Genomic DNA, 12,156 nt, shown 5'->3' on the forward strand with positions numbered 1-12,156 from the left:
GAATTCCATGCAGGGTTCTTGAGTTTCATGTCTGCGACAGTCAAATTCAAGGATGATTCCTACATCACTTTGAGAAGAGTAGGTCAGGACGCCCGCGACGCAAGGGCTTGGACAGTGGCCGGAGCATTGTTTCTTCCGGTTACGAGACCTTCCACTGCGGCCAATGCCGGGCAAAAACCGGGGCCACAACAGGGCCGGCGTCTACCCGCTCCAGGCTCTGCGCAAAGCCCGGCGCCAGGTTGCCGAGCACCTCGCGCGCGTCATCCCAGCGCGACACCCCCGCCGCCATGATGCCCAGTGCATTCGGCACATTGCCCGGGGTAAACAGCTGGTCGGCAAACTGATCGGCAAACACGACCCAGGCCTGGTGCAGGTAGCGCCGTGTGCCGCTGACCAGTTGCGCTTGCTGCGCCTCATCGGCATTACCCAACCAGCGTTGCGGGTAGTCGATGATGCCGATCGCCGAATAGCAATTGGCGGCGATGTACAACAGCCCGCGCAGGATCTGCGCACGATCGCCGGCCAGCAACTCGGACTTGGGGTACTCCAGGCCCAGGTGGATCAGGATAGCGGCGCTTTCGGTCAGCACCTGGCCATTGGGGGTGACCAGGGTGGGGATCTGCTTGAGTGGATTGATACGTGCAAGAGCGTCGCTGCCCTCGCCGTCCTGCCAGGAGCTGGCGTCCACGCGATGCCACGGCACGGCGCAGCGCTGCAGGGCGATTTCGATCATGCAGGAACCGGATTCGTCGGTGCCATAAAGTGTGTACATGGGCGTTGCCTCCTGAGCGATGGGCGATAGGGACAGTGTGATCCATTGCCTAGAATAGCCCCATCTGCCCGCCCACCAGGGTACCGAAGTCATCATTCACAAACGGCAGGATCGCGTCAGCAACGGGCTGCAATTGCCGGGTCACATAGTGGTCGTAGTCGATGGGCGCTTGCCGCACTTCCAAGGGTTCGGGGCCGTTGACGCTGATCACGTAGCTGATCCAGCCACCGCGCTGGTACTGGCGCGGGCGCCCCAGGCGGTCGTTGTACTCGTCTGCCAGGCGTGCCGCGCGCACATGGGGCGGGACGTTGCGTTCGTAGTCGTGCAAGGGCCGGCGCAGGCGCTTGCGGTAGATCAGCAACTCGTCGAATTCGCCGCTCAGGGTACGGCGCACGTAGTCGCGTATGTAGTCCTGATGGGGCTGGCGATGGAAGATGCGCCGGTAGAGTTCCTGCTGAAATTGCCGGGCCAGAGGCGACCAATCGCTGCGCACGGTTTCCAGGCCTTTGTAGACCATCTCTTCGCTGCCATCGTCGCGCACCACCAAACCGGCGTAGCGCTTCTTGCTGCCCTCCTCCGCGCCACGGATGGTCGGCATCAGGAAGCGGCTGAAGTGGGTTTCGTATTGCAGCTCCAAAGCACTTCGCAGGCCGTACTCGGTGCTCAGGTGGGCGCGCCACCAATCATTGACGTGCTGCACCAGCGCCAGGCCGATGCGATTGGCATCCTGCGGAGAATGGGCGCTGCCGAGCCAGACGAAGGTGGAGTCGGTGTCGCCGTAGATCACTTCATAACCCTGGGCCTCCACCAGCTCGCGGGTCTGGCGCATGATCTGGTGCCCCCGCAGGGTGATCGACGACGCCAACCGCGTATCGAAAAACCGACAGCCACTGGAGCCGAGCACGCCGTAGAAGGCATTCATGATGATTTTCAGGGCCTGGGACAGCGGTGCGTTGTGCTCGCGCTTGGCCTCTTCACGACCTTCGGATACGCGAGTGACGATGGACGGCAGGCAGTGCCGGGTGCGGGAGAAACGTGCGCCGCGAAAGCCCTCTACCGAGTCGCTGTCGTCGGGATGCTTGAGGCCTTCGATCAAGCCCACCGGGTCGATCAGGAAGCTGCGGATGATCGATGGGTAAAGGCTTTTGTAGTCCAGCACCAGCACCGATTCGTAGAGGCCCGGGCGTGAGTCCATGACAAACCCGCCAGGGCTGGCCTGGGGCGGTTTGTCGCCCAGGTTCGGCGCGACGAAACCCTGGCGATGCATCAACGGCAGGTACAAGTGGGTGAAGGCGGCGACCGAACCGCCGTTACGATCGGCCGGCAAGCCAGTGACGCTGGCACGCTCCAGCAAGAACTTGAGTAACTCGGTCTTTTCAAAAATCCGTGTGACCAGCTCACAGTCCTTGAGGTTGTAGCGCGCCAAGGCGGGCTTGTCCTCGGCGAACATGCGGTTGATTTCGTCCATGCGCTGGTACGGGGTGGAAATGTCCTTGCCTTCGCCGAGCAGGGTTTGTGCGACGTTTTCCAGGCTGAAGGATTCAAAGCTCCAGGTCGCCGAGCGCAGCGCTTCGATCCCGTCGATGATCAAGCGCCCCGCCGCTGCCGCGAAGTAATGATTGCGGCTGCCGTGCTCGCGCCAGGTCATGGCTTCACCGCCACGCCCCAACAACAGCGGCACGTTCAGGCGTTGGGCGTGCTCATGCAGGACGCGCAGGTCGAACTGCACCACATTCCAGCCGATGATCGCATCGGGATCAAAGGTGGCCAGCCATTGGTTGAGGCGTTCGAGCAGTTGCGCACGGGTGTCGCAGTAGTCGAGCTTGAAGTCCACGGCATCGGTTTTGTTTGGCGGGCCGAGCATATACACCTGGCGCTCGCCGCAGCCTTCCAGCGCGATGGAATACAGATCGCCCTGGGCGGTGGTTTCGATGTCCAGGGACACCAACTTCAAGCGCGGGCGGTAGTCGGGCGCGGGCTTCATCTGCGCGTCGAGCACGGTGCCGTTCGCGTCGGGCGTGCCGCCGAACCATACGGGGGCAGTGATAAAACGCTCCATCATGTAACGCTCGGGCGGTCGCACGTCGCCTTCGTAGACATCGACCCCGGCGCTGCGCAGGCGCTTTTCGATGTCCATCAATTGGCGGTGCTGGCGGGCATAGAGGCCCAGGACCGGGCGATGGTGGAAGTCGCACAGTTGCAGCGCACGCAACTCCAGATCGCGCTCGCCCTTGAGCAGCCAATCAAGCGGCTTGCGATGGACTTCGGGGATGAACATCACCGAGGTTTGCACGGGTAGGCGAATACACCGAGGCCCGTGGTCGGTGGCCAGCCAGAAACTGACCTCCGTGCCTAACGGGGTATCGCGCCAATGCCGGGTCAGGACAAAACCCTGCTGTAAATCCACCGTACCGCACCTCAGGAATCGCTTTCAGGGCGTGATTCTACTCGGCATCTCTACAAACGCGGCAGGTTAACGCGCACGCAGAGCGCAATCGCATAAATTTGTTGCAGGACATTAATAACAATCACTATCATTTGCGTCGGAGTCGTATCCGCGCAGTGAGGAAGCGCAACGTCGCTGCCCCCTTCCTCATAAGTTAGCCGTCTGGATCGACCATGCCCCTCTGCAATCTTTTCGCTGCGCCATTTCGCCCGACCCTGCTCGCCCTTTGTTGCTCCGTGAGCCTTGCTGCACAGGCGGCAACCCCAGCGGCCTCAGACAACGTATTGGAACTGGGCGCCACCAACATCAATGTCCAAGCCCTGGCGCCCACAGCGCTGCCCCCTGAGTTTGCAGGTGGCCAGGTTGCACGCGGCGGCCAATTGGGTGTGCTGGGCAACCAGGACATCATGGATGTGCCCTTCAGCATGTCCTCCTACACCGAAAAGCTGATTCGCGACCAGCAGGCGGAAACCGTCGGCGACGTGTTGCTCAATGACTCTTCTGTGCGCCAGGCCTCGGGGTATGCGAACCAGTCCCAGACGTTCATGATTCGTGGCTTGCCGTTGAATGGCGATGACATTTCCTATAACGGTTTGTACGGTGTCCTGCCGCGCCAGATCATTTCCACTGACGCCTTGGAGCGCGTGGAGGTATTCAAGGGCCCTAACGCCTTTATCAACGGCGTCACCCCCACCGGCTCGGGGATTGGTGGCGGCGTGAACCTGCAACCCAAGCGAGCCGATGATGTGCCACTGCGTCGTTTCAGTACCGACATCAGCAGTGATGGGCGGATTGGCGAACACTTGGATATTGGCCAGCGCTTCGGCGAAGACAACCGGTTTGGCGCACGGGTCAACCTGTCCCAGCGCGAAGGCGATACCGGGATTGATGATGAAAACCAGCGTTCGAAGCTGTTTGCCGTCGGCCTTGATTACCGCGGCGATGCTTTGCGGCTGTCCGGTGATTTTGTGTATCAGAAGCAGCGTATCAACGGTGGGCGTAACTCGGTGTTCCTTGGCACCATCACCCAGGTGCCGGATGCGCCGTCGGCAGACACCAACTACGCGCCAAGCTGGAGCAGTACCAACCTTGAAGACACCTTGGGGATGCTGCGCGCCGAATATGACCTGAATGAAAACTGGACCGCCTACGCGGCAGCCGGTGCCAAGCACAGCCGTGAAATGGGGCGCTACTCGTCGGTGACCTTGAGCGATAATCTCGGCAATGCCAGCGCCAGCGGCTCGACTATCGCCCACGAAGAAAACAATACCAGTGCCATGAGTGGCCTCAATGGCAAGTTCCACACCGGCCCGGTGAGCCATCGGCTCAACTTCGGCCTGGCAGGCATCTGGACCGAGGCGCGCAACGCCTATGTATTCGCCAGCGCAAAAACCCTGACCAATATCTACAACCCCGTGACCGGCGCGCCGCCGGCCCTCAACAGCCCACGCAATACCCCAGGTACCGACTTCAGCGATCCGACCATCACCGACAAGACATTCGTGCGTAGCGTCGCGGTATCCGACACCTTGGGGTTCTTCGATGACCGCCTGTTAGTGACCGTTGGTGCACGTCGCCAGCAGATGGTGGTGCAGAGTTACAACTACATGAGCGGTACCCGCACCGCCAACTATGACGAATCGATCACCACACCGGTCTACGGCATTGTGTTCAAACCGTGGGAGCACGTATCTCTGTATGCCAACCGCATTGAAGGCCTGGCTCAGGGCCCGACGTCGCCGCTCAAATCAGGCAACCTGACGGTCATCGGTGGCGGGCAAGCTTATGCGCCTGCCCGGTCCAAGCAGATCGAAGCGGGTGTCAAAGTGGACATGGGCACCTATGGCGCGACCCTGGGTGTATATCGTATCGAGCAGCCCGGCGCGGGTTATGCCGAGGCCATCGACGCCACCACCGCCCGCTACGTGCGGGAAGGTCAGCAGATCAACAAGGGCGTCGAGCTCAACGTATTCGGCGAACCGGTCAGCGGCCTGCGCTTGCTGGGCGGGGTGACCCTGATGAAAACCGAACTCAAGGGCACCCTCAACGGCGCCAACGACGGCAACCGTGCCATTGGCGTACCGTCATTCCAGCTCAACGCCGGGGTGGATTGGGATGTGCCCGGCCTGCAAGGCGTAAGCCTCAGCGGGCGTATGCTGCGCACCGGCGGGCAGTACGCCGACGCGGCCAACAACCTGAGCCTGCCGGCCTGGAACCGCTTCGACGTGGGTGCGCGCTACACCTTCATGCTGGACCAACGCGAGGTGACAGTGGGCGCCACGGTGGAGAACGTGGCCAACGAGAAGTATTGGGAATCGGCCCAGGGTGGATTTCTGAGCCAGGGTGATCCGCGGGTGGCGAAGTTGTCGGCGACGATTGATTTCTAACCTCCCTGAGTGGCCAGCGCATCTTAATGAGGAGAATGCGCTGGCAATATCAAATGGCTATATAGGAAGATAGCACGACTCAAGAAAAGGATTTCGCGCATGTCGTTCGTCCCCCGCCGTCTGGCCCTGACTATTTCGTTGATTGTTTCCGGCGCCTCGCTTTCTCCTGCCAGCCATGCTCAAGTATTCATCGATACCCCAACCAATACCCCGCTCACCGTGGGCAGTGGCTATTTTTACAATCCCAGTTTGTGGGTGACCAAGACCGGCAGCATCACCACCCATACGACCGCCGTCAGCGTTCGCCAAAACCTGCCTGATTGGCAACGCAATGTCTTCATTCAAAATGACGGCTCGATCAGTGCCGATAAATTAGACGCGATCAGCCTGGGCGCTGCGACCGATGTGCGCATCGACAACACCGGGGTAATCTCGGGCGCCAGGCACGCAATCTCAGGCGAACAACTCAATTTACTGAGCAATAATGGCACGCTTACCGGACGTGACGGCGCTGGAGTCTCGATAACGGGTGATGCCATGGTTTACAACGACGGCACGATCACTGGCGGACGAGAGGGGAGCCTGGAGAATATCGATGGCGATGGCCTACGCGTAGGCGGCATTGCCCACATCGAAAACTCTGGCGTTATCCGGGCATTGGGCGCCAGTGGAGCGGACAATAATGGCCGAGCCAACACCAGCGATGGGGTATCGATTGGCAGCGGCTACCTGTTCAACGGCGGCAGTTTTGATCCTTCCACAGGCATTCCACGTACCGGCTCAATCACAGGTGCCAACAATGGCCTCTTAGTAAGTAATGGCCATGATGGGGCGGCAACCGGCGCAACGGAGCTTAGAAATTTCGTCGACCTGCGTGGGCTTGATGGCTATGGCGCGCGTTTTATCGGTAATTTCGACGACCGGGTATTCAACGGTGCCCTGATCAGCGGGGGTAATGGTGTAGCCCTGGACATGGGAGGCGGCAACGACACCTTGACGCTGTACCCCGGCGCCCGTTTTGAGGGGTTAGTTGACGGCGGCGCAGGGCATAACACCATGATTCTGGAGGGCTACCAATATTATCCTTCAGATACGCGTGAACCCGACGGGACGGTCGAGGCAACGCGCAATTTCGACTTGCTACAAGTGCGTCGCGGCTACTGGCTGCTCAATGGTCGCGGCGATTTCAGCGAAGGCGCGCGCCTCTCTGCCAATGGTCACTTAAACAACCAGGGCAATATCGCTGGTGACGCGATCGTCGACCAAGGCGCGACTTACCGGGGCCGAGGCTCAGTCAACAATCTTACCGTCAGCGGGAGGTTGATCACGGATACCGTTGTCGGCGCTCCTCAGGTCAACGGCAACCTGATCATGAAGCCAGGCTCTACATTCGAGTTCGCTACTTATCCCGACGGCAGTGCTGCGACAACCCATGTGGCCGGCAATGCCAGCCTCAACGGTGCCTATTTGTGGCCGCAGCCGGGTTACTCGATGGAGTATCCCTGGCACAGCACGTACACCGTCCTACAAGCAGGCAGCATCACGGGTACCTTTGATGAATCCAACCTGCGCAGCTACTACGCGTTCCTGTCGCCAACACTCAGCTACGAAAATAGCCGCGTGAACCTGAGCTACACACGCAACGATGTCGAGTTCATCGATTACGCCCGTACTCGCAACGCCGCCCGCGCAGTCAACAGCATCGAGTCCATCAAGTGGAGCCACTGGAGCAACTGGGATGGCTCTTTCCCTCCGCCGTCCATGATGCCCAACCCCAACCCGCTCTACGACGCGCTGCTGGCCACCTCGGAGACCACGGCCAGCGCCGCGCTCGAGGCCCTGGCAGGCAGCGGCAACGCCAACCTCGCCAGTGCCACGCTGGCGGCCAGCAGCCAAGTGGGCACGTCCATGCTGTCGGCCATGCGCCAGATGAGCAGCAGTTCAAGCTTGCTCGTCGGGCTTGAGCCGGCGCAAACACCTGAGCTGGCCGCAACTGGCATCCCCAGCAGTGCGCGCAACTTGAATGATCCAAACGCGCGAGGCCGCGTGTGGCTGCAAGGTATCGGCAGCTACGGCAAGCTTGATGGTCAACACGGCAATGCGTCTTCACAGCAACGCACACAAGGCAGTCTGCTGGGTATTGACTGGTCCTTGCCGCCTCTCTGGCGCCTGGGTGTACTGGGCGGCTATTCGAAGACCGATATGGACAGCCACAACGTCGATAATTCATTACGCAGCTGGCACGCGGGGGCATATGCCGTACGCCAGGATGGCCCACTGGCGTTGCGCCTGGGGGCCGCGTACAGCCAACACAGGGGTAACAACAAGCGCACAGTGGAGTTCGCAGGTTTCAGCGAGCGCCCCAAGGGTGATTACGATGCCGATAGCCAGCAAGCCTTTGCCGAGCTGGGTTACATGCTGGGTAACGGCCGATTGAATATCGAACCCTTCGCCAACCTCGGCTATCAGCGCTATCACCGCGACAGCTATCGCGAGAAAGGCGGCGATGCTTCTCTCAAGGTGGACGCGCAAACCCAGGACAATGTCAGCAGTACCTTCGGGGTGCGCCTGGCTCATCTCAGCCAACTGGACAATGGCATCAGCCTGACGCCGCAAGCCAGCTTCGGCTGGCGGCACCTCTATGGCAATGTCGACAGCAAGACTCGGCAGGCTTTTTTGATTGGCGGCGACGCGTTCAATATTGACGGTAGCGCACTGGACCGCGACAGCTTGATGGTTGAAGTGGGGTTGGCGGTGGGTTTGTCTGCGCAGCAGAACGTGAGTGTCGGCTACAACGGTGAGTTGGGCAGCAATAGCCGCAATCATGCGGTGGTGGGCCAGTGGCAGATGAGTTTTTAAAAACGCCTGCAGCAATCGATTGCACGCTGCCGGGAAGCTGCCGTGAAGACGGGCATCGGCCATGATGCCCGTTCGGGTCAGGCTGGGCTCAGGTAGCTTTCGATATTGCGCATCTGCTCATCCCAACCACGGGAGTTCATCTTGAACGCCTTCTGGCGCCGTGCCTCGGGAACCTGGTCGAAACCGGATTCGACAACCCGCAGCAGGATGCCGGGGGCGTGATCCTCGATGGTGAACTCCACCAGAGTCGGTGTTTCGTTGTCGTAGTCGATGCCCTCCTCTACCGCGAAGGGGTGCCACCAGAAAGAGAACAGGGTTTGCGGCAGGACGCGTTCGATCCTGGCCTTCCAGACCACATGTTCGTAGCCTGGGTAAGTAATTGGCGCTTCGATGGTTTGCCCGGCTACAAAGGTTTTGCCCTTGAGCGCGATACCGAACCAGCTGCCAAATTGCTCGGCATCCGTGAGAGCCTCCCAAACTTGTTTACGCGATGCATTGAGCAGGACTTTGCGTTCGATTCGATCTAATACGTGCATGAGTCACCTCCTTCTTTGAACAGTAGGCGACATCGACCAATGCGCAACCTTGCGTTGTGCGCGATGATGATGACCCCCTCCTTGACCTGGCCATAGGTTATGACTGACCCATTGAATGGAAGTTGCTTGTGCAAAGGTGTGCGCTATCAGGTGGACAGCCTGGACATGCCCATCAGCCACTGCCATTGCGACAGCTGTCGCAAGGCACACGCAGCTGCGTTTGTTGCCACTGCCGGGGTGATGCGCGAGCATTTTCGCTGGACGCACGGTGAAGAGCTTTTGGCATCCTTTGAATCCTCGCCGGGGAAACTCCGACGCTTCTGCTCGCGCTGCGGCTCACATCTGATTGCCGAACGGGGGCATCAGCCCCACGTGATCGTGCGGGTGGCGACGCTGGACGATGATCCCGGCGTCAGGCCCACCTCGCATATCTGGATGGCCCATGAGGTGCCATGGCTGGCCTATGAAGGCTTAGAGCGCTGGGACGAGTGGCAGGCCTGAGTCAGACGCGTGGGTCGCCTGGCGCTTTGGCTGGCGTCGCATACTGCGGCTTGAGATGACCTTCCTGGTCAAGCAACCAGGCATCCATGATCTGCCGCACAACCGGCCCAGCCACACGGCCTCCGGCCTCACCGTTTTCAATCATGACGGAAATCACGATTTTCGGATGTTCGGCCGGCGCAAAACCGACGAACAAGGCGTTATCGCGATGACGCTCCAGCGTCTTGTTGCGGTTGTAGCGCTCACCCTGCTTGATCGCCACTACCTGGGCGGTGCCGCTCTTGCCGGCGATGCGGTATTGGGCGCCTTGCGCTGCCGCCCGGGCGATACCGCGTGGGTCGTGCATCACCAATTGCATACCATGGTTGACCTGCTCCCAATCACGCGGGTCTTTTAAGACCACGTTGGGCATCGGGTTCTCATCCACCGGAGGCACGCCGTTGATGGTCTTGGCCAGGTGCGGACGGTTCCAGATGCCTTTATTGGCGATCAATGCAGTGGCTTGGGCCAGTTGCAGTGGTGTCACTTGCATATAGCCCTGGCCGATGCCAAGGATGACGGTTTCGCCTGGGAACCAGGGCTGGCGACGGGTCGCACGCTTCCAGGCCTGGGATGGCATCAGACCTGCGGACTCTTCGAACATGTCCAGGGACACCTTCTGACCAAGGCCGAACTCGGCGAGGTAGTCGTGCAGGCGATCGATGCCTAGCTTGTGGGCCAGGTCGTAGAAGTAAGTGTCGTTGGAACGCATGATGGCGGCGTCCATGTCTACCCAACCGTCGCCACTGTGGTTCCAATTGCGGTATTTGTGGTCAAAGTCCGGCAACTGGTAATAGCCAGGGTCAAACACCCGGGTTTGCGGGGTGACAACGCCACTGTCGAGACCCGCGATAGCAACTTCCGGCTTAATGGTTGAACCCGGCGCATAGAGCCCACGTAGCACGCGGTTGAACAGCGGCCGATCAATGGAATCGTGCAGCGCGGCGTATTCCTTGAAGCTGATGCCGGTGACGAACAGGTTCGGATCGAAACTCGGTTTGCTGACCATGGCCAGTACTTCACCGGTTTGCGGGTCCAGAGCCACGACCGAACCACGCCGGTCGCCCAGGGCTTCTTCCGCGGCTTCCTGAAGCTTGACGTCGAGGCTCAGGACGATGTTTTTGCCAGGGATCGGATCGGTGTGCTTGAGCACGCGTAGTACGCGCCCCTGGGCGTTGGTCTCGACCTCTTCATAACCGACATGGCCGTGCAGCTCGGCCTCATAAAAACGCTCGATCCCGGTTTTACCGATGGATTGGGTACCGCGGTACTCCACGGAATCAAGGGTCTTGGATTCTTTCTCATTGATGCGGCCGACGTAGCCGATGGAGTGGGCAAAGTGCGCACCCAGCGGGTAGTGGCGGACGAATTGGGGCTCGACGTCCACCCCTGGAAGACGGAACTCGTTGACGGCCAAAACGGCGATCTGTTCTTCGTTCAACTCATAGAACAGCGTGACCGGAACAAACGGGTGACGAGCCTGCTTAAGCGCCTTATCGAACATCGCTCGGTCTTCGGCAGGCAGATGCAGCAGATTGACGATCGCGTCCAGCTCACCCTTAAGGTCGGTGGTGCGTTCACGGGTGATGGTCAGGTTGTAACTCGGACGGTTGTCGGCCAGGACTACACCATTACGGTCATAGATCAAGCCGCGAGTTGGCGTGATCGGCAGTACATGGACCCGGTTGTTTTCCGAGATCGTGGAGTGGTAGTCGTACTGCACCACTTGCAGAAAATACATACGCCCCACCAGGGCACAGGTGATGCCTACCACCAGCAGTGCACAGGCCAGCAAGCGTTTGTTGACCAGGCGGTTTTCTTTTTCGTGATCTTTGATAGGTATCGGTTCAGGCATTTCTACAGCATCTCGTTGGAAATTAGCGACGCCGCCTCCTGCGGGTAACGATCAGTCCTTGTGAAAATGTGCTGCACCATACCAAAAATGCAGAAACACTTTGCATTGATTTCCCCAACGGCACGCTATTTAAGCGAGAGTCCCAGAGGCAGCCGGCTTTTCGACCGCCCAAAACAAAACCCCTGTTTGCGTTAGCAAACAGGGGTTTCGGAATTTAATCTTGACGATGACCTACTCTCACATGGGGAAACCCCACACTACCATCGGCGATGCATCGTTTCACTGCTGAGTTCGGGATGGGATCAGGTGGTTCCAATGCTCTATTGTCGTCAAGAAATTCTGTGTACCAGACCGTTGAGTTGGCAACGTGCCGGTGAAATTCATGAGCTTCTACATAAACAAAACCCCTGTTTGCGTTAGCAAACAGGGGTTTCGGAATTTAATCTTGACGATGACCTACTCTCACATGGGGAAACCCCACACTACCATCGGCGATGCATCGTTTCACTGCTGAGTTCGGGATGGGATCAGGTGGTTCCAATGCTCTATGGTCGTCAAGAAATTCGGGTACTGAGTCGCGACCAGTTGGCCTCGCTTCAGCAAATTGGGTATGTGATAGTTTTCGGTGTTTTGTAAGCGTCGAACTTTCGGTTCATTGCGTCTTCACACACCGCAATCTGATGCTCGTTAGAGTAGTCAAATTGCTTGGGTGTTATATGGTCAAGCCTCACGGGCAATTAGTATTGGTTAGCTCAACGCCT

At 59.2% G+C, this 12,156-nt stretch carries 7 protein-coding genes and 2 rRNA genes; 3 read left to right on the forward strand and 6 right to left on the reverse strand.

Annotated elements, in window-relative coordinates:
* Positions 1-139: 139 nt before the first annotated feature.
* Together E3O56_RS03105 and E3O56_RS03110 are read right to left on the reverse strand one after the other, a co-directional pair.
* Positions 140-772, reverse strand: coding sequence for a glutathione S-transferase (locus tag E3O56_RS03105; protein WP_248127823.1), 633 nt, complete (start codon positions 770-772; stop codon positions 140-142).
* 49 nt (positions 773-821) lie between these two features.
* Complete coding sequence (locus E3O56_RS03110; RefSeq protein ID WP_223019135.1) at positions 822-3,179, reverse strand: DNA polymerase II; 2,358 nt, start codon at positions 3,177-3,179, stop codon at positions 822-824.
* Between the two features lie 212 nt (positions 3,180-3,391).
* Here E3O56_RS03110 and E3O56_RS03115 point away from each other — a divergent pair, with 212 nt between their 5' ends.
* Positions 3,392-5,605: a TonB-dependent siderophore receptor gene (locus tag E3O56_RS03115; protein WP_248127825.1), complete on the forward strand. Its 2,214-nt coding sequence runs from the start codon at positions 3,392-3,394 to the stop codon at positions 5,603-5,605.
* Positions 5,606-5,704: 99 nt separating this feature from the next.
* Positions 5,705-8,464 carry an autotransporter outer membrane beta-barrel domain-containing protein gene (locus E3O56_RS03120; RefSeq protein WP_248127827.1) on the forward strand — a complete coding sequence of 920 codons (2,760 nt, stop codon included), beginning with the start codon at positions 5,705-5,707 and terminating at the stop codon, positions 8,462-8,464.
* A gap of 77 nt (positions 8,465-8,541) precedes the next feature.
* Here E3O56_RS03120 and E3O56_RS03125 read toward each other — a convergent pair whose 3' ends face one another.
* Positions 8,542-9,000, reverse strand: a complete 459-nt coding sequence (locus E3O56_RS03125; protein WP_248089568.1) for an SRPBCC family protein — start codon at positions 8,998-9,000, stop codon at positions 8,542-8,544.
* Positions 9,001-9,099: 99 nt separating this feature from the next.
* Here E3O56_RS03125 and E3O56_RS03130 point away from each other — a divergent pair, with 99 nt between their 5' ends.
* Positions 9,100-9,501 (forward strand): GFA family protein, encoded by a 402-nt coding sequence (locus tag E3O56_RS03130; RefSeq protein WP_103735413.1) that lies wholly within the window; start codon positions 9,100-9,102, stop codon positions 9,499-9,501.
* 1 nt (position 9,502) lies between these two features.
* Here the strand turns inward: E3O56_RS03130 and mrdA are convergent, their stop codons facing one another.
* The 3 genes from mrdA to rrf (E3O56_RS03145) form a co-directional block, all read right to left on the reverse strand.
* Positions 9,503-11,395: a penicillin-binding protein 2 gene (mrdA, locus tag E3O56_RS03135; protein ID WP_005786773.1), complete on the reverse strand. Its 1,893-nt coding sequence runs from the start codon at positions 11,393-11,395 to the stop codon at positions 9,503-9,505.
* A gap of 218 nt (positions 11,396-11,613) precedes the next feature.
* Positions 11,614-11,729 (reverse strand): 5S ribosomal RNA (rrf, locus tag E3O56_RS03140).
* A 109-nt stretch (positions 11,730-11,838) separates the two neighbouring features.
* Positions 11,839-11,954, reverse strand: a 5S ribosomal RNA gene (rrf, locus tag E3O56_RS03145).
* Between the last annotated feature and the right edge of the window lie 202 nt (positions 11,955-12,156).

This window comes from Pseudomonas sp. W2Aug9, assembly GCF_023127755.1.
GTDB lineage: Bacteria > Pseudomonadota > Gammaproteobacteria > Pseudomonadales > Pseudomonadaceae > Aquipseudomonas > Aquipseudomonas synxantha_A.

Excerpts from the sequence above, each read along its gene's own strand:
- E3O56_RS03105 (WP_248127823.1), bottom strand. The coding sequence starts at position 772 with ATGTACACACTTTATGGCACCGACGAATCCGGTTCCTGCATGATCGAA.
- E3O56_RS03115 (WP_248127825.1), top strand. The coding sequence starts at position 3,392 with ATGCCCCTCTGCAATCTTTTCGCTGCGCCATTTCGCCCGACCCTGCTC.
- E3O56_RS03120 (WP_248127827.1), top strand. The coding sequence starts at position 5,705 with ATGTCGTTCGTCCCCCGCCGTCTGGCCCTGACTATTTCGTTGATTGTT.
- E3O56_RS03125 (WP_248089568.1), bottom strand. The coding sequence starts at position 9,000 with ATGCACGTATTAGATCGAATCGAACGCAAAGTCCTGCTCAATGCATCG.
- E3O56_RS03130 (WP_103735413.1), top strand. The coding sequence starts at position 9,100 with ATGACTGACCCATTGAATGGAAGTTGCTTGTGCAAAGGTGTGCGCTAT.
- mrdA (WP_005786773.1), bottom strand. The coding sequence starts at position 11,395 with ATGCCTGAACCGATACCTATCAAAGATCACGAAAAAGAAAACCGCCTG.